The organism is Bosea sp. NBC_00550, from assembly GCF_026020075.1.
Taxonomy (GTDB): domain Bacteria; phylum Pseudomonadota; class Alphaproteobacteria; order Rhizobiales; family Beijerinckiaceae; genus Allobosea.
Window position 1 is genome coordinate 2,795,209 of the sequence record NZ_CP102772.1, and the last position, 17,492, is coordinate 2,812,700.

Sequence of the window (17,492 nt, forward strand, 5' to 3'; positions counted from 1 at the left end):
ATCGCTTCGGCGCTTCGGCGCCTCGTCTTTGGTGGTTCAGACCCGGCGGGGCCTTGCCGGCGCGCCGGCCTGCACGGCCGCCATCGCGGTGCCGGCGAGCGGACGCGGCAGGTCCTCGATCGCCTCTCGAACGAGGGCAGCGAGTTCCGGGCGCGCAGGAGCGAGCGGAGCGCGGCAAGCCGCGCCCACCTCGGGATGCAGCATCGACAAGGCGAGCTTGACGAGGACCGGATCGGGCTCCCTGGCGAGCAGATCGAGCAGCGGGACCAGGCGCCGCTGCAGGATCTGCGCCTGCCCGTAGAACTCGGAGCGCGCGGCGCTCTCCAGCCGCGCCAGCCAGTGCGGCGCGAGATTGCCGACGCTGGTGATGGCCCCGCACCCTCCCGCGAGCAGATAGGACGGGATGGTTTCGGCCGCGCCGGTCAGCCGCATGAAGCGGCGGTCGCGGAGGCGGGCGATCCGGTCGCAGCGGACGAGATCCCCACGTCGCTCGAGGATGCCGACGATGTTCGCGGCACCTTCCAGTGCCTCCAGCGTCTCCGGCGCGATCTCGACGCCGCAGCGATCCGGGTCGTTGTCGAGGATGATTTCGAGCCCGGTCGCCTGCGCGGCCGCCAGAGCGTGGGCGGCGAGGCCTGCCTGCGTCGGCCGGTTGTAGTAGGGCATGCGCAGCAGCAGGGCCGAAGCGCCCGCCCGCTCGGCAGCAGCGATCTCGGCGACCGTCTCGGCCGTGGCATAGCTCCCGACGGCGGCGATCACCGGGAAATGCTTGCCGGCTATGTGGCGGGCGGCGGCGCAGAGCTCAAGGCGCTCGGTCGCGCTCAGCGTCGGGCTCTCGCCCGTCGCGGTTCCGATCACGACGCCATCGGCGCCCTGCGCGATCTGCCAGTGAATGAGGCGTTCCAGCGCGCCATGGTCGATCGCGTCCTCGTCGAACGGCGTGACCAGCGCGGTGAACATGCCATGAAGCCAGTGGTTCATGACGCGGCTCAGAGCAGCCGCAGCGTCTTTGCCGTCATGCGGACGGCGCGCGGCCTGTGGCCGGTCTCGAACGCCGCATAGCGCAGCGCTGCACTGCGATCCGCGAAGATGCCGCCGCCTCGACCATGGGTCTCGACGGCAAGCCAATGACCTTCGACATCGCGCCCGATCAGAAATGCGAGCGGATGACGGAAGGATTTGGAGGGGATACTGAGCATTGTCCTGTTTCCCGAACGGTCTCCTAGACCGCACGGACAAGGTATTTTCGCCGCCATAGCCATTCGAGAAGGGGCGAGGGGCGACAACATCAAGGATGCATAAAGGTCGCGGCCTGGCTTTTGACTTCCGCGGACCACTCGCGCTCAATCCGCCCTTCTCTCCTGGATTCGCCGCATGCGCTCACGTTTTCTTCCCGCCTTTGCCGTTGCGCTGCTCGGCATCTCCCTTGCCCAGGCGGCGACACTCGTTCCCGAACAGCGCTTCAAGGCCTTGGCCGATTTCTCCGCCCGCAAGCCAGGCAAGCCGGCGCGGGATGTCAGCGGCCTCGCCTGCATGCCCGTCGCCAACGGTGCCCAGCGCTGTCTGCTGATCAATGACGAGGGCGCCTTCGCCCAGTTCGCCGGGATCGCCGAGAATCGCATCACGCCCGGCGCCACCCTGCCGATCATCGGCACGGAAGCCTCGCCCGATACGCTCGGACAGCCACCGCAAGGCATCTGCCGGACGGCCGGCCGCTTTGCGGAACTCGATGGCGAGGCCGTCGCCTATGCGGACCATGCATTCTATGTGGCGGGCTCGCATGGCTGCTCGCGCACCAAGGGCGAGTTCCGCCTCTCTGCTTTCCACCTGGCGCGGATCAAGGTCGATGCCGAAGGCGCACCCACCGGCCGGGTCGAATTGACCTATCGCCTTAGCGACATGCTGCGCCGCGCCGGCGAGGCCGGCGCCTTCTTCGGCAAGAGCCTGATGGACGCCAACGGCCTCAACGTCGAAGGCATCGCGGTGGCCGGCGATACGCTCTGGGCAGGCCTGCGTGCGCCCTCTCTCGGCAATCGCAGCTTTCTCGTCGGCGCCTCGCTCGAAGCCCTGTTCGCGCCGGGTCGCGCCCCCGCGACCGAAGCCCCGAAGGTCGTCGCCTTGCCCGCCGGGCCTGACCGCGGCATTCGCGATCTCGCGCTGCTGCCCGACGGCCGGCTGCTCGTGCTGCTCGGCCCCGCGCAGGAGCAGTCGCTTCCCTATTCCTTGATGCTGGTCGATATCATCAGGCTCGAGAATACCCGGCTGCTTGGCGATCTACCTGCCCGCAGCGGCGGCAAGGCCGAATCGCTGACGCTGCTGGCGCAGGACCGCACCTCGCTCACGGTTCTGATCGGCTATGACGGCCCCAAGAACGGTCATTTCGAATCCTATCGCCTGCCACTGCCGGCCGGGACGCGCTGAACGCGATGGACTTCAACGCCCGCCTTGCCCATGCCGTCGAACGTTACCGTGCTGACATCGCCGGCCCTCGCGAACATCTCTCCCTGTTGCGCTGGCAGATGGCGCAGAGTCACGCCCTGGACAGGCGCGACACCTTTCCCGGCCACCTCACTACCAGCGCCTTCGTGCTATCCCCGGACCATGCACAGGTCCTGCTGATCGACCATGTCGTGATCGGCCGCTGGCTCCAGCCCGGCGGCCATTGGGAGGAGGCCGAGCACTTCCATCTTTCCGCGGCGCGCGAAGCCGAGGAGGAAACCGGCGTCCACGGCCTGACGCTCCACCCCTGGCACGGCGGCGGAGACTTGCCCTTCACGATCGACAGCCACGATGTGCCCGGCAAGCCCTCTCGCGGCGAGCCCGATCATGTCCATCACGATCTGCAGTATCTTTTCCTCGCCGACCCCGCCCGGCCGCTCGTCGCACAGATCGAGGAGGTCCATGCCGCCGCCTGGAAGCCGATCGAGGCGCTGGCCGGCATCGCGCCGCGGGCACTGGAACGGCTTTCAACCGTTCCGAAACGCTGACTGTTGCAGCGCAACAACATCTGGCGGGATTGCGAAAACGCCTATGGCTCTTTTATCGCGCCGATCTCGGGCTCGCGACATGGTTCATTCGAGGATGAATTAGATAATGCAACTGATTTGCAATAGCGTATTGATCCGTGACTTCTGCGGAGTTTCCCATGTCTTCGAAAACCCTAGCTTTCGCCCTGATTGCCGCCGCAACCGCGGCTCCCGCCTTCGCCGCCGACCTGACTTACCGCAAGGCCACCCTTGCGCCGGCACCGGTGGTCTCCGCCTGCGTGGATGAGGAAGGCATCCCGACCGATGCCTTCGGCTTCACCACCGGCTCCGATGTCGCCAGCGTCGGCTCCTTCGGCCCGAGTCTCACCTATAACGGCGCCTTCGGCACGCGGACCGGCAGCTCGAACGGACATGGGCTCACCCTGCAGGGCTCCTACGGCCTCTTCCCCTGCTTCGAGGTCGGCCCCTATGTGCTGGGTTCCTTCAGCAACGCCTCGGCTGGCGGCATCAGCGCCGACGAGCGCGCATTCGGCGCCGGTGTCGAGATGAAGTACCGCCTCCTCGGGCGCGACATGCACGGGCTCGGCCTCACCCTTGTCCTGGATCCGAGCTTCAACCGTGCGGATCCCGACGGCGCCGGCCGCTTCACCACCTACAACACCGGCCTGCGCATCTTCGCTGACAAGGCGCTGATCCCGGGCAAGCTCTACGCCGCGCTCAACCTCTCGCAGGATCTGACCTGGACCGGCCCCTCGCCCTACCAGCGCTCCTCGACCTTCACGGTCGGCGGCTCGCTCGCCTGGCAGGTCCTGGACGGGCTCTATCTGAGCGGCGAAGTCCGCCACATGCGCGCCCATAACGATCTCGGCTTCGGCAACGAGTCGGGCTATGCCACTTTCGCCGGTCCCGGCGTGTTCTGGCAGGCGACCAAGCAGCTCGCCCTCTCCGCCGCCTACAACATCCAGGTCGCGGGCAAGGCCAAGGACCAGCCGGGCGATCTCGACCTGACCAATTTCAGCCAGCATCTCGTCAAGGTGAAGCTCGGATACAGCTTCTGACCCCGGTCGGAATTAAACGCCTGCGCAGGGGCGGCAGCGGCAACGCTGCCGCCCTTTTCCGTTGCCGTCGTGCTGTCTGCGTTGACATACTCCCCCTGAGTACCTAGCGTCGCGTCCGGATCGAACCCCTTGGCGCCCTCGCATGCCTCATACGCCTGAAGAGAAGAAGCGCGCCGTCACGCGGCTGCGCCGGATCAGGGGGCAGACCGACGCCCTGATCGCGGCCGTGGAGCGCGGCGAGGAATGCGGCGCCCTGCTGCAGCAGCTCGCGGCGCTGCGCGGTGCCGCGACGGGGCTGATGGCCGAGGTCCTCGAAAGCCATCTGCGCGAGACCATGGCCCGCCCGGCCGAGGCCGCGAAGGCGGAAGCCGGAGACGACGAGATCGCCGCGATCATGCGGGTCATCCGCCCCTATCTGAAATGAACGCTCGAAAAGAAGGAACCGCCCGATGAAGACCCGTGCAGCCGTTGCCTGGGAAGCCGGCAAGCCGCTCACCATCGAAACCATCGAGATCGGCGGGCCCAAGGCCGGCGAGGTCCTCGTCGAGGTGATGGCCACCGGCATCTGCCACACCGACGCCTACACGCTGTCGGGCCTCGATTCGGAGGGCAAATTCCCGGCGATCCTCGGCCATGAGGGCGCCGGCATCGTGCGCGAGGTCGGCGCCGGCGTCACCACGCTGAAACCCGGCGATCACGTCATCCCGCTCTACACGCCGGAATGCCGCAACTGTAAGTCCTGCCTGTCGCGCCGGACCAACCTCTGCACCTCGATCCGCGCCACCCAGGGCCAGGGCGTCATGCCGGACGGCACCTCGCGCTTCTCCTGCGACGGTGGCGAAGTGTTCCACTACATGGGTTGCTCGACCTTCGCGAACTTCACCGTGCTGCCCGAGATCGCGCTCGCCAAGGTCCGTGAGGACGCGCCCTTCGACAAGATCTGCTACATCGGCTGCGGCGTCACCACCGGCATCGGTGCCGTCATCTACACGGCCAAGGTCTGGCCGGGCGCCAATGTCGTGGTCTTCGGCCTCGGCGGCATCGGCCTCAATGTGATCCAGGGCGCCCGCATGGTCGGCGCCGACAAGATCATCGGCGTCGACATCAACCCGGCCAAGCAGGAGATGGCGCGCAAGTTCGGCATGACCGACTTCATCAACCCCAAGGAGATCGGCAACGACAAGGTCGTGCAGGCGATCGTCGACCTCACCGGCGGCGGTGCCGACTTCTCCTTCGACGCCACCGGCAATATCAATGTGATGCGCCAGGCGCTGGAGTGCTGCCATCGCGGCTGGGGTGAATCGATCGTCATCGGGGTCGCCGAGGCCGGCAAGGAGATCGCCACCCGGCCGTTCCAGCTCGTCACCGGCCGCGTCTGGAAGGGCACGGCTTTCGGCGGCGCGCGCGGGCGCACCGACGTGCCGAAGATCGTCGACTGGTACATGGAGGGGAAGATCAACATCGACGACCTGATCACGCACAAGCTGAGCCTGGACGAGATCAACCACGGCTTCGACCTCATGCATGAGGGCAAGTCGATCCGGAGCGTGGTGGTCTACTGAGGCGCCGCTTTCTGGCCTTATCCATAGGGCACGGAAACACGGCGTCATCCCGGACAAGCGGCACAGCCGCGCCGATCCGGGATCCATCATAGGGCTCGACCGCACTCTACGATGGATTCCGGATCTCCGCTTCGCTGCGTCCGGAATGACGGCGCGGGTGTAATTGCCCTGCCGCGGAAGCTCGATCGAAAGGACACCGCATGGAACTCCTCTCCTCCTCGAAGGCCTTCGGCGGCTCACAGCGCGTCTACCGTCACGAAAGCACGGCCTGCGCCTGCCCGATGAACTTCGCGATCTACCTGCCGCACCAGATCGAGGACGGGCCGGTGCCCGTGCTCTGGTATCTGTCGGGGTTGACCTGCACGCATCAGAACGTCGTGGACAAGGGCGAGTACCGCGCCGCCGCCGCCGCCAACGGCATCGCGATCATCTGCCCGGACACCAGCCCGCGCGGCGAGAACATTCCCGATGAGCCGGACAACTGGCAGTTCGGTTCCGGCGCCGGCTTCTATCTCGACGCCACGCAGGAGCCCTATGCCCGCAACTACCGGATGGAGAGCTATATCCGCGACGAGCTCCCGGCCCTCGTCGCCAAGAACTTTCCTCTCGACATGAGCCGGCAGGGCATCTTCGGCCATTCCATGGGTGGGCATGGCGCGATCACGCTGGCGCTGAAGAATCCGGATCGCTACCGCTCGGTCTCCGCTTTCGCCCCTATCGCCCAGCCTTCGACCGCCGGCTGGTCGCGCCCAGCCTTCCAGAAATATCTCGGCCCGGACGAAACGACCTGGCGCGCCTACGACTCGACCTTGCTGATCGCGGACGGACATCGCATCCCCGATCTCCTGGTCGATCAGGGCACAGCCGACGGCTTCCTCGAAGAGGGCCTGCGCCCGCAGCTGCTCGAGATAGCCTGCGCCACGGCCGGCATCCCGCTGCAGCTGACGATGCGGGACGGCTACGATCATTCCTACAGCTTCATCTCGACCTTCATGGCGCAGCATGTCGCCTGGCACGCCGAGCGTCTGGTCGCCTAGTCGGTTCGCATAGCGGGAACGGTCGCTTCTCGGCTGCGTTGGGGCTGTCAGGACAGCCTTGATCGGCACGGGGGAATTTCACCATGGCCAAGCGCCGTCTGCCGCAAAGCGACCGCTCGCTCTTCACCCGCCTTTCGCAATGGGTCGCTCATTGGGCCGGCAAGCCGCAGACCTTCTTCGGCGCCGGCGCCCTCATCGTGGTGTGGGCACTTTCCGGGCCGATCTTCAGCTTCAACGACACCTGGCAGCTCGTCATCAACACCTCGACCACCATCGTCACTTTCCTGATGGTCTTCATCATCCAGAACAGCCAGAACCGCGACACGGCGGCGATGCAGATCAAGCTCGATGAGCTGATCTGGAAGCTGGAGGGCGCGCGCGAAGAGCTGCTCGATCTCGAAGAGCTGGATGAAGAGAAGATCGAAAAGATCCGCCAGGAATTCGAGGACATGGCGGCCAAGGCCCGCAAGGCGGCCGGTAAGCCCGCGAGCTAAGCACCCGCGCGAACAGCCGGCTCTCGCCTGCGTAGCGACGGGGCCCGTGGCCAGCATCGCTACCGGCGAGGGAAGAACATGCCAGGGTGGAATTTCTCTTCCCCTTTGCCCCCCTGCGAAATAGTTCATCCAAATGAAGGATGTGACTTAAGGTAATTTAGGGCCACATCTCGCCGGGGGGCCAAATGGGGCGTGGCCTATCGATGGCGGATTTGCAGATCGCTCACGTCAATGAGTGCGGAAACTATTTCGTGATCGTTCCGGTCGAGAGTTCTTTCGGGACGCAGACGCGCGTCGCCCAGGAAGCGGCTATCGACAGAATGCGGCTTGCCGCGATGTCCGCGCGCCTTAGCGGCACCGTCGTTCCGGTCTGGGAGGACGGCGACAGGCTGGTTTTCCGCGCGCCGCAACGCTTTCACAGCTTCTTCAGGAGCATGTCGCTGTCGCTCATCCGCAGCAAGCTGAACGCGACCTTGACCTGTCAGGGGTAGGAGCGCCTGTTCCGCGCCACCGCATCGCCCTGACAGACCGGCAGTCACCGCCGGAGCCTGGCGCAAATTCGGCCGCCAGCGTTCGCACCTTCGCTTCTACCCCGCCAGCAGACTGGAAATAGTGAAGTTCCGTTAACATTCGCGGCTATCTTCAGGAAAAAGTAAGGTTAGCCGTTAGGGTTAAGGGTCATTTAAGAAATCTCTGCCAAGGTCCTTCCTGTTGGTAACTCGCGCGGGCTGCGTTTTTGCGCCGCGCAAACGCGAAGGACACTGCCATGGGCAGCCTGAAAACTCTCGCGCTGGCGGGCGGCTTGGCCCTCGGCGCATCCGCCGCGGCCCATGCTGCCGATCTTGCCTATGCCCCGCCGCCCCCGCCGGAGCCGCTTGGCCTCAAGGGCACCATCTCCAGCGGCTTCTATCTGCGCGGCGATATCGGCGTCGGCGTCCAGACCATCGGCAGGTACCACCAGGACGACGTCGTCCAGTTCGGCGGCAGCTTCTTCGGCCAGACCGATAATTCGGCCTTCTTCGCCGGCCTCGGCGTCGGCTATCGCTTCAACAACTGGCTGCGCTTCGACATCACCGGCGAATATCGCGGCTCGTCGTCGATCGGGGTGAACGACATCGTTTTCAACCCCTTCATCAACGACAACCAGACCAACACCTACAAGGGCAACCTGTCTTCGCTGGTCACCCTGTTCAACGGCTATTTCGACCTCGGCACCTGGAACTGCCTGACGCCCTATATCGGCGCCGGCATCGGCTTCTCCCAGAACCGCATCAGCGGTCTGACCGATCAGGGCTCCGTCGCCGGCTTCCCGACGCTTGGCTATGCCAGCAACGGCACCAAGACCGATCTCGCCTGGGCACTCATGGCCGGCCTCGGATACGAGGTGAACAAGAACCTCACGCTCGAGTTGGGCTACCGCTATCTCAACCTCGGCGACGCCCAGTCAGGCCGGATCGTCAACGCCTTCAACGGCGATATCTACGCCCCGCTCAAGTCCAGGAACATCGACAGCCACGATTTCCGCATCGGCATGCGCTGGAACTTCGGCGATCCGAACTGCTGCGGCACGCCGGAGCCGGTCGCCTACGCGCCGCCGGTCGTGCGCAAGTACTGACACGGCCTCCACAAGCTGCAACCGAACGGCGCGGATCACTTCCGCGCCGTTTTGCGTTGACGGTCCGCTCGCTTCAGCGCAGCAGCGACCGCCCTGTCATCTCGGCCGGCTGCTCCAGGCCCATCAGTGCCAGCAGCGTCGGCGAGATGTCGGCGAGGCGCCCGTCCGCCAGGGCTCCGGCCTGCCCGCCGATCAGCATCAGCGGCACCGGGTTGGTGGTGTGCGCCGTATGCGGCTTGCCGGTCAGCGGATCGACCATCAGCTCGGCATTGCCATGGTCGGCGGTGACGAGCAGCGCGCCGCCCGCCCGCTGCACGGCATCCGCGATGGCGCCCAGCCCGGCATCGACCGTCTCGACCGCCTTGATCGCGGCGGCCAGCACGCCGGTATGACCGACCATGTCGGCATTGGCGAAATTCAGCACGACGAGGTCGTAGCGCCCGGAATCGATCGCCTCGACCGCCTTGGCGGTCAGCTCCGGCGCCGACATCTCCGGCTGCAAATCGTAGGTCGCGACCTTCGGCGAAGGCGCCATCACCCGGTCCTCGCCGGGATAGGGCGTCTCCTCGCCGCCGTTGAAGAAATAGGTGACGTGCGGATATTTCTCGGTTTCCGCCATGCGGACCTGCTTGAGGCCCGCCTTGGCCACCGTCTCGCCCAGCCCCTCGGCGAGCGTCTGGGCTGCGAACAGCATCGGCATGACCTTGTCGAGCTCGGCGCTGTAGGAGGTCATGCTGACGGCCTTGACCAGCTGCGGCCGGCGCGGGCGCATGAACCCGGCGAAGTCTGGCTCCAGCACCGCGCCGAGGATCTCGCGGATGCGGTCGGAGCGGAAATTGAAGCTGAGCAGGCCATCGCCATCCCGCATGCCGGCATAGCCGCCGACCGCGGCCGGGACGATGAACTCGTCGGTGACATCCTGCGCATAGGCGGCCGCGATCGCCGCGTCGGCCGTGGCGAATGCAGCGCCCTCCCCCAGCACCATGGCGCGCCAGGCCTTCTCGACGCGCTCCCAGCGGTTGTCGCGGTCCATGGCGTAATAGCGGCCGGAGACGCTGGCGATCACCGCTTCCGGCGGCAACGCCGCCGCGAAGGCCCTGACGTAATCCGCTGCCGATTGCGGCGGCGTATCGCGCCCGTCCGTGAAGACGTGGACACGGACCCGAATGCCCTGGCTGACCAGGATCCGGGCAAGCGCCACCGCATGGTCCTGATGGGCATGGACGCCGCCCGGCGACACCAGGCCGAGCAGATGGCAGGTTCCGCCGCTCGCCTTCAGCTCGTCGACGAGGCCGGTCGCCGCAAGCGCCGCCGCGATCGAACCGTCGGTGATCGCCTGGTTGATCCGCGGCAGGTCCTGCATCACCACGCGGCCGGCGCCGAGATTGAGATGGCCGACCTCGGAATTGCCCATCTGGCCCTCCGGAAGCCCGACATCGAGCCCGGAGGTCCGCAGGAAGGCATGCGGACAGCTCGCCCAGAAGCGGTCGAAGTTCGGGGTCGCAGCCAGCCGGACCGCGTTGTCCTCGCTCTCCTCGCGCCAGCCCCAGCCATCGAGGATCATCAGCATCACGGGGCGAGGCGGCATCGGCTGAACCTGTCGGCGTCTGTGAAGGATGGTTGTGCGGATATCACGCACCGCGCCGTCAATGCGAGTGCTAAGAAAGCGGCAGGACCGCGGCGAAGCCCCGACGGAGGACAGCGATGGCGATCAAGGCGCTGGTTTTCGATGCCTACGGCACGCTCTTCGACGTGCAATCCGTGGCTGGCATCACCGACGCGGCCTTTCCCGGACATGGCGCGACGATCACCCAGATCTGGCGGCTGAAACAGCTCGAATACACCTGGCTGCGCGCCCTGATGGGCCGCTATGAGGATTTCTGGACGGTCACGCGCGACTCGCTCGATTTCAGCCTGAGGACGCTCGGCCTCTCCGCACCGCCGGACCTCGTCACCCGGATCGCCGAAGCCTATGACGCGCTCGCGCTTTACCCGGAGGCGCGCACGGCGCTGGAGGGGCTCGCCTCCCACCGCCTCGCCATCTTCTCGAACGGCAGCCCAGCCATGCTGAAGCGGCTCGTCGCGCATGCCGGTATCGGCGAACTGCTGGAAACCGTGATCAGCGTCGACGAGATCGGCGTCTACAAGCCCGATCCGCGCGGCTACGCTCATGTCGAGAAGCGGCTCGGCCTGGCCCGCGAGGAGATCCTCTTCGTCTCATCCAACGGCTTCGACATCGCCGGCGCCAAGGCGCACGGCTTCCATGTCGCCCGCATAGAGCGTGTGTCGGCAGGCAGGCTGCGCAGCGAGCTCGAAGCCGCCGCCACGATCGACCCCGCGCTGATGTTCAAGGCGCTCAGGATGCAGCCGGAGCAGCTCGGCTTCCAGGCCGATGCGACCATTGCCGCGCTGACCGATCTCGTCTCCTATGTCGCCGGATTGAGACAGGCCTGAGCGCCGCCGAGGAGCCACCATGATCAAGGTCTACTACCACCCCTCGCCCAACCCCGCGAAGGTGGCGCTGTTTCTGGAGGAGGCCGGCCTGCCCTACGAGATGGTGCCGGTCGACACCCGCAAGGGCGAGCAGTTCAAGCCGGAATTCCTCGCGATCAACCCCAACGCCAAGACGCCGGCCCTGACCGACGGCGACGTCACCGTCTTCGACTCGAACGCTATCCTGCTCTACCTCGCCGAGAAGACCGGGCAGTTCCTGCCCGAGGATACGCCGAGGGCGCGCGGCGATATGCTGTCCTGGCTGATGTTCGTCGCCACAGGCATCGGTCCCTATTGCGGCCAGGCGGTGCATTTCAGCCGCTTCGCGCCGGAGAAGATTCCCTACGCCATCAACCGCTACGCCCGCGAGGCCGAGCGCCACTGGGGCATCATCGACGATTTGCTCGGCAGGCGCCGCTATATGCTCGGGGACCGCTACACGCTCGTCGACATGTCCGTCTGGGGCTGGGCGACGCGGCTGTCCTTCGCGATCGGCGACGCATGGCCCGAGATGTTCCCGCATGTGAAGCGCCATCTCGACGAGATCTCGGCCCGGCCCGCGGCCCAGCGCGCCGTGGCACTGAAGGATCAGTTCGCTTTCAAGACGGAGTTCGACGACGAGGCGCGGAAGTTCCTGTTCCCGCAGAATGCCCGCATCGCCGGCTGATCGGACTTTGCCGGCGCCTGCACCTCAGGCGCCGGCCTCGTTCTCGCCGCCGCTGAAGGCCTCGAAGGGCGCGTCGAGCGTGAAGACCAGCCCTTCCCGGAGATAGGCGGTGGTGGTGCCGGCGCGTACGGCCGGGAAGGAGCGCTCGATCAGGCGAGTGCCGAAGCCCTTGCGGGAGGGCGGTGACACAGGCGGTCCGCCACTCTCCTGCCAGCGCAGGCGGAACTGCTTGACGCCCTCGATCTCGTCGACGCCCCAGCTCAGCGTCACGATGCCGGCCTCGTTGGAGAGAGCGCCGTATTTGACGGCATTGGTCGTCAGTTCGTGGAGGATGAGGGTGAGCGCGAGCGCCGGCTTCGGGCCCAGCACCACCGTGGTGCCGTGGATGCGGAAGCGCTGCGCATCGCCCTGGAGGGCGATAATGCTCTGAGCGATGTCGGCCACGCTCGCATCCGCACGCCGGCCGCCGACCAGCAGATCATGCGCCCGCGAAAGCGCCGCCAGGCGCGCGCCGAAGGTTTCGCGCGCCCCCTCGAGCGTGCTCGCACTGCGCAGGGTCTGCGAGGCCAGCGCCTGGATCATCGCCATGGTGTTCTTCACACGGTGCGCCAGCTCCTGCATCAGCAGCCGCTGCTCGGCCTCGGCCTCCTTGCGCTCGGTCACATCCAGATGCGCCCCGACGAGACGCACCGCCTGCCCGTTCTCGTCCCGCTCGATCTGCGCGATCGCCGAGATCCAGCGCAGCTGTCCGTCCGAAGGCCTGACGATACGATATTCCGCCTGATACTCGGTCGCCGTTCCCTGCACCGCTTCGCGAAAATGGGCCTCGACCGCCAGGCGCTCGTCGGGGTGGATGCGCCGGACCCAGTCCTCATGCGTTTCCTCGGCCGCTTCCGGCGGCAGCCCGTGGATCAGCAGGTATTCCGGCGATCGGCGATTATGGAAGCCGGAGCGCAGATTGACTTCGAGCCCGCCGACGCGGCCGATTTTCTGGACCCGGGCCAATTCCTGCTCGCGTCGCCGCAGTGTCTGCTCGGCACGCACGCGCTCCGTCGTCTCGGTGACGATCGCCAGCACGCCGTCGACAGCGCCGGCCTCGCCGAGGATCGGGCTGTAGTCGACGTTCAGCCAGACCTCCTCCGCCACGCCGGTGCGGTAGAAGACGAAAGGCACGTCTCGGTACGATGGCGACTCTCCGGCGAAGACGCTCGCCATCACCTCGCGATTGAACGCTTCGACCTCGGGCCACGCCTCGAAGACGCCGACACCGAGAATGGCCGGATGCCGCGCGCCGGCAATGACCGCATAGGCATCGTTGTAGAACATCAGGCCCTGCTCGCCCCAGAGCAGAGTCATGGCCGATGGCGAAAGCAGGATGAGCTGCAAAGCGTTGCGCAGGTGCGGCGGCCAGTCGGCGGGCGCGCCGAGCGTGGTTTCGTTGCCGGTCCAGCCGCGCAGCAATGCTGCGATCTCGCCCTTCCCAGCAGGCCAGGCTGGCTGCTTCATGGTCGTATCCCCCAGCCGACCAGAATGCGAAGTCGCAAACCATCTGCGCCAGCATTGGTAACTGCCTGTTCCGGGCCTCCGCAAGCGGCCATATGCGCTGCCGATGCCGACTCGAAGCCAGTAGCAGTCGCGGCCGGCACCTCTTGTGTCAAAAGACATTCCGGCCTGTGCATCATGGCCGCCATCGCGGCGAAAGCGCTGGCGGCGCCGGGCGTTTCGCGCCAGTGTCGCCGCCGCCGCGCCGGGAGGCGCGGAGCCAGCACAATCTCCGAGAGGACGGATGTCGACCGATATCGAGATCGCGCGCGCCGCGACGCTTCAGCCCATCGCCGCCATCGCCGGAAAGGCGGGCATTCCGTCCGAAGCGCTCAATCCCTACGGCAAGCATATCGCCAAGATCGACACCCACGCCATTCCGGGCTTTCAGGCGCGGCCGGACGGCAAGCTCATCCTGGTCACGGCGATCAGCCCGACGCCGGCCGGAGAGGGCAAGACCACGACGACCGTCGGCCTCGGCGACGGCCTCTCGCGCATCGGCAAGCGCACCCTGATCGCCCTGCGCGAACCCTCGCTCGGCCCCTGCTTCGGGGTCAAGGGCGGCGCCGCCGGCGGCGGCTACGCCCAGGTCGTGCCGATGGAGCAGATCAACCTGCACTTCACCGGCGATTTCCACGCCATCACCAGCGCTCACAACCTGCTCGCCGCCATGGTCGACAACCATGTCTATTGGGGCAATGGCCTCGGGCTCGACACGCGCTATATCGCCTGGCGCCGCGTGCTCGACATGAACGACCGGGCGCTGCGCGCGACCGTGTCCTCGCTCGGCGGGCCCGGCAACGGCTTCCCGCGCGAGGACGGCTTCGACATCACCGTCGCCTCTGAGGTGATGGCGATCTTCTGCCTGGCACAGGATTCCGCCGATCTCGAAGCGCGGCTCGGCCGCATCGTCGTCGGCCGCACCCGCGACAAGCGCCTGGTCACCGCCGCCGACATCAAGGCGACCGGCGCGATGAGCGTTCTGCTCAAGGACGCGTTGATGCCGAACCTCGTGCAGACGCTGGAAGGCACGCCCGCCTTCGTCCATGGCGGCCCCTTCGCCAACATCGCCCATGGCTGCAACTCGGTGATCGCCACCCGCGCGGCGCTGAAGCTCGCCGATTACGTCGTCACCGAGGCCGGCTTCGGCGCCGATCTCGGCGCCGAGAAGTTCTTCGACATCAAATGCCGCAAGGCCGGGCTGAAGCCCGCCGCCGCCGTCGTCGTCGCAACGGTCCGCGCTCTCAAGATGCATGGCGGCGTTGCCAAGGACGCTCTCGGGCAGGAAAATCTCAAGGCACTGGAAGCGGGTCTCTCAAACCTCACCCGCCATGTCGGCAACGTCCGCAAGTTCGGCGTGCCGCCGATCGTCGCGATCAACCACTTCACCACCGACACCGCTGCCGAACATGAGCTGATCCGCAACTACTGCCGCAACCATCTCGGCGTCGAGGCGGTGATCTGCCGGCACTGGGCCGAGGGTGGGGCCGGCGCCGAGGAACTCGCGCGCAAGGTCGCCGCGCTCGCCGATGAGGGCGAGGCCGATTTCGCGCCGCTCTACCCCGACGCCATGCCTCTCCGGCAGAAGCTGGAGACGGTCGCGCGCGAGATTTACGGCGCCGAAAGCGTCAGCGTCGATGCGAAGCTGCAGGCGCGCTTCGCGGAACTTGAGGCGGCCGGCTTCGGCGACCTGCCGATCTGCGTCGCCAAGACCCAGTATTCCTTCTCGGCCGACCCGACGCTGCGGGGCGCGCCCTCCGGCCATATCGTGCCGTTGCGCGAACTCAGGCTCTCGGCCGGCGCCGGCTTCGTCGTCGCGATCTGCGGGGACATCATGACGATGCCCGGCCTGCCCCGCGAGCCGGCGGCCGAGCGCATCCATATCGACGCTCAGGGACGGATCGAAGGACTGTTCTAGGTCGTCGCTATGCCGCCGTCATGCTCGGGCTTGACCCGAGCATCTCTTCCAGAACGAGGCTCCGGTACCTCATTCTGCGTGAGAGTCTCGGGCCTCGCTGCGCTTCGCCCGCGAATGACCCTCGGCGTCCCTCAGGCGAAGTCGAGCTGCACCTTGATCGCCTTCGACTTGTCGGCGGCAAGGTCGAAGGCCTCGACCGCGCGGTCGACGGGAATCGTCGCGGTCAGCAGCGGCGAGAGGTCGATATTGCCCGAGCCGATCATCGCCACCGCCCAGTCGAATTCCTCGTGGAAGCGGAAGGAGCCGCGCAGGTCGAACTCCTTGGCGACGACGACATTCATCGGCAGGGTGAACTGGCCGCCGACGCCGATCTGGACGATGACGCCGCCCGGCCTGATCACGTCGAAGGCGCCGCTCAGCGCATGCTGATTGCCGGATGCCTCGAACATGACGTCGAAGGCACCCTTCTCCGCTCCATACTCCGCTTTCAGCCGTTCAGGTTCGGCCGCGACATTGATCGTCGCGGTCGCGCCCATCTTGCGCGCGATCGGCAGGGGACCGTCGACCACGTCCGTCGCCACGATCTCGGCGGCGCCCGCCGCCTTCGCCGCGACGATGGTGAGCGCCCCGATCGGCCCGGAGCCCGTTACCAGCACGCGCTTGCCGAGCAGCGGGCCGGCGCGCTTGGCGGCATGCAGGCAGACCGAAAGCGGCTCGGCGAAGGCCGCCTCGGCTGCCGTGACATGCGGCGCCACCTTCACAGCCTGCCGCTCCTCGACGACCAGCACATCGCGGAAACCGCCCTGCACATGCGGGAAGCGCATCGCCGAGCCGTAGAATTGCATGTCGGTGCAGTGCTGCTGCAGGCCCATCTGGCAATAGCGGCAATGGCCGCAGGCCCGGCTCGGATTGACCGCCACACGGTCGCCCGGCTGCACACGCGAGACCTCGCCGCCGACCGCCTCGACCCGGCCTGCGATCTCATGGCCCAGGATCATCGGCTCGCGCACGCGGATCGTGCCGAAACCGCCATGAAGATAATAATGCAGATCCGAGCCGCAGATGCCGCCGGCCTCGATCCGCACCCTGACGTCGTGGGGCCCGAGCTCGGGCGCTGTCGTAGCCTCGACGCGCAGGTCCTTCTCGCCATGAATGAAGACGGCACGCATGTCTCGCTCCCGCTCTGTTGCCGAACCGCGTCCGCAACCATTGTCTAATCGTTTGAAACCTGCTTACCGAAGGATGCAGGTTGTGCGCAAACCGAAACTGCTCCCCGCCGGAGCACTCTGCGAGGATACGCCATGTCGCTGTCGCTGTTCAGTCTCGAAGGCAAGATCGCGCTCGTCACCGGCTCGGGCCAGGGCATCGGCCTTGCGCTTGCGGAAGGCCTGTCGGAGGCCGGCGCCCATGTGGTGCTGAACGGCCGCGACAAGGGCAAGCTCGAACGGGCACAGCAGGCGCTTAGCCAGGCCGGCCGCAAGGCCTCCATCGCCGCCTTCGACGTCACCGATCACCGGGCGGTCGAGGCCGGCATCGCCGCGATCGAGGCCGATATCGGCCCCATCGACATCCTCATCAACAATGCCGGCATGCAGAAGCGCGCGCCGATCACCGAATTCCCGGTCGAGGGCTGGCATGAGGTGATGAACACCAACCTGCATTCGGTCTTCTACGTCACCCAGGCCGTGACGAAGCGGATGGTGCCACGCAAGCGCGGCAAGATCATCAATATCGGCTCGGTGATGAGCGAACTCGGCCGCGCCACCATCATCCCCTACACCGCCTCGAAGGGCGCGGTGAAGATGATGACGCGGGGTCTCGCAGCCGAGCTCGGCAAGCACAACATCCAGGCCAATGCCATCGGCCCCGGCTACTTCGCCACCGAGATCAACACGGCGCTGATCGCGGACGAGGCCTTCACGAACTGGGTCTGCAGTCGCACGCCGGCCGGGCGCTGGGGCGAGACCAGGGAATTGGTCGGCGCCGCCATCTTCCTCTCCGCTCCCGCCTCCGACTACGTCAACGGCCATCTGCTCATGGTCGATGGCGGGTTGACTGCGGTGGTGTGAGCGAGCTGCAAGAACGCCAGCGTCATTCCGGGGCAGGCCAAAGGCCTGAG

At 66.5% G+C, this 17,492-nt stretch carries 18 protein-coding genes; 13 read left to right on the top strand and 5 right to left on the bottom strand.

Annotated features, from left to right (window positions below):
- Positions 1-36: 36 nt before the first annotated feature.
- Positions 37-981 carry a dihydrodipicolinate synthase family protein gene (locus NWE53_RS13410; RefSeq protein WP_265054745.1) on the bottom strand — a complete coding sequence of 315 codons (945 nt, stop codon included), beginning with the start codon at positions 979-981 and terminating at the stop codon, positions 37-39.
- A gap of 8 nt (positions 982-989) precedes the next feature.
- Positions 990-1,199 carry a hypothetical protein gene (locus NWE53_RS13415; protein ID WP_265054746.1) on the bottom strand — a complete coding sequence of 70 codons (210 nt, stop codon included), beginning with the start codon at positions 1,197-1,199 and terminating at the stop codon, positions 990-992.
- A 175-nt stretch (positions 1,200-1,374) separates the two neighbouring features.
- On the opposite strand from NWE53_RS13415, the gene NWE53_RS13420 reads away from it, so the two are divergent.
- The 9 genes from NWE53_RS13420 to NWE53_RS13460 all read left to right on the top strand — a co-directional run bounded on the left by NWE53_RS13420 (position 1,375) and on the right by NWE53_RS13460 (position 8,753).
- Positions 1,375-2,421 (top strand): DUF3616 domain-containing protein, encoded by a 1,047-nt coding sequence (locus NWE53_RS13420; protein ID WP_265054747.1) that lies wholly within the window; start codon positions 1,375-1,377, stop codon positions 2,419-2,421.
- Between the two features lie 5 nt (positions 2,422-2,426).
- A complete protein-coding gene (locus tag NWE53_RS13425; protein WP_265054748.1) occupies positions 2,427-2,987 on the top strand; it encodes an NUDIX hydrolase in 561 nt (186 codons plus the stop codon).
- Between the two features lie 158 nt (positions 2,988-3,145).
- Positions 3,146-4,045: a hypothetical protein gene (locus NWE53_RS13430; protein ID WP_265054749.1), complete on the top strand. Its 900-nt coding sequence runs from the start codon at positions 3,146-3,148 to the stop codon at positions 4,043-4,045.
- 142 nt (positions 4,046-4,187) lie between these two features.
- Positions 4,188-4,469: a metal-sensing transcriptional repressor gene (locus NWE53_RS13435; RefSeq protein WP_265054750.1), complete on the top strand. Its 282-nt coding sequence runs from the start codon at positions 4,188-4,190 to the stop codon at positions 4,467-4,469.
- Positions 4,470-4,494: 25 nt separating this feature from the next.
- Positions 4,495-5,607, top strand: a complete 1,113-nt coding sequence (locus NWE53_RS13440) for an S-(hydroxymethyl)glutathione dehydrogenase/class III alcohol dehydrogenase (protein ID WP_265054751.1) — start codon at positions 4,495-4,497, stop codon at positions 5,605-5,607.
- A 200-nt stretch (positions 5,608-5,807) separates the two neighbouring features.
- Positions 5,808-6,644, top strand: coding sequence for an S-formylglutathione hydrolase (gene fghA / locus NWE53_RS13445; RefSeq protein ID WP_265054752.1), 837 nt, complete (start codon positions 5,808-5,810; stop codon positions 6,642-6,644).
- 83 nt (positions 6,645-6,727) lie between these two features.
- Entirely contained in the window at positions 6,728-7,138 is a 411-nt protein-coding gene (locus tag NWE53_RS13450; protein ID WP_265054753.1) for a low affinity iron permease family protein, read from the top strand.
- A 203-nt stretch (positions 7,139-7,341) separates the two neighbouring features.
- The gene (locus NWE53_RS13455) at positions 7,342-7,629 is read left to right on the top strand and encodes a hypothetical protein (RefSeq protein WP_265054754.1); all 288 of its coding nucleotides are present in this window, start codon (positions 7,342-7,344) and stop codon (positions 7,627-7,629) included.
- A 275-nt stretch (positions 7,630-7,904) separates the two neighbouring features.
- Positions 7,905-8,753 (top strand): outer membrane protein, encoded by an 849-nt coding sequence (locus NWE53_RS13460; protein WP_265054755.1) that lies wholly within the window; start codon positions 7,905-7,907, stop codon positions 8,751-8,753.
- A 73-nt stretch (positions 8,754-8,826) separates the two neighbouring features.
- Here NWE53_RS13460 and gpmI read toward each other — a convergent pair whose 3' ends face one another.
- Positions 8,827-10,341, bottom strand: coding sequence for a 2,3-bisphosphoglycerate-independent phosphoglycerate mutase (gpmI, locus tag NWE53_RS13465; protein WP_265054756.1), 1,515 nt, complete (start codon positions 10,339-10,341; stop codon positions 8,827-8,829).
- Positions 10,342-10,457: 116 nt separating this feature from the next.
- Between gpmI and NWE53_RS13470 the strand changes: the two genes are divergently transcribed.
- Both NWE53_RS13470 and NWE53_RS13475 read left to right on the top strand, forming a co-directional pair.
- Complete coding sequence (locus tag NWE53_RS13470) at positions 10,458-11,207, top strand: haloacid dehalogenase type II (protein WP_265054757.1); 750 nt, start codon at positions 10,458-10,460, stop codon at positions 11,205-11,207.
- 19 nt (positions 11,208-11,226) lie between these two features.
- Positions 11,227-11,913 (top strand): glutathione S-transferase family protein, encoded by a 687-nt coding sequence (locus NWE53_RS13475; protein ID WP_265054758.1) that lies wholly within the window; start codon positions 11,227-11,229, stop codon positions 11,911-11,913.
- A gap of 24 nt (positions 11,914-11,937) precedes the next feature.
- On the opposite strand, the gene NWE53_RS13480 is transcribed toward NWE53_RS13475, so the two are convergent.
- Positions 11,938-13,419, bottom strand: coding sequence for a sensor histidine kinase (locus NWE53_RS13480; protein WP_265054759.1), 1,482 nt, complete (start codon positions 13,417-13,419; stop codon positions 11,938-11,940).
- Between the two features lie 280 nt (positions 13,420-13,699).
- Here NWE53_RS13480 and NWE53_RS13485 point away from each other — a divergent pair, with 280 nt between their 5' ends.
- The gene (locus NWE53_RS13485; protein ID WP_265054760.1) at positions 13,700-15,373 is read left to right on the top strand and encodes a formate--tetrahydrofolate ligase; all 1,674 of its coding nucleotides are present in this window, start codon (positions 13,700-13,702) and stop codon (positions 15,371-15,373) included.
- Positions 15,374-15,504: 131 nt separating this feature from the next.
- Here NWE53_RS13485 and NWE53_RS13490 read toward each other — a convergent pair whose 3' ends face one another.
- Positions 15,505-16,542 (bottom strand): L-idonate 5-dehydrogenase, encoded by a 1,038-nt coding sequence (locus NWE53_RS13490; protein WP_265054761.1) that lies wholly within the window; start codon positions 16,540-16,542, stop codon positions 15,505-15,507.
- A gap of 132 nt (positions 16,543-16,674) precedes the next feature.
- Here NWE53_RS13490 and NWE53_RS13495 point away from each other — a divergent pair, with 132 nt between their 5' ends.
- Entirely contained in the window at positions 16,675-17,442 is a 768-nt protein-coding gene (locus NWE53_RS13495; protein WP_265054762.1) for an SDR family NAD(P)-dependent oxidoreductase, read from the top strand.
- Positions 17,443-17,492: the final 50 nt, after the last annotated feature.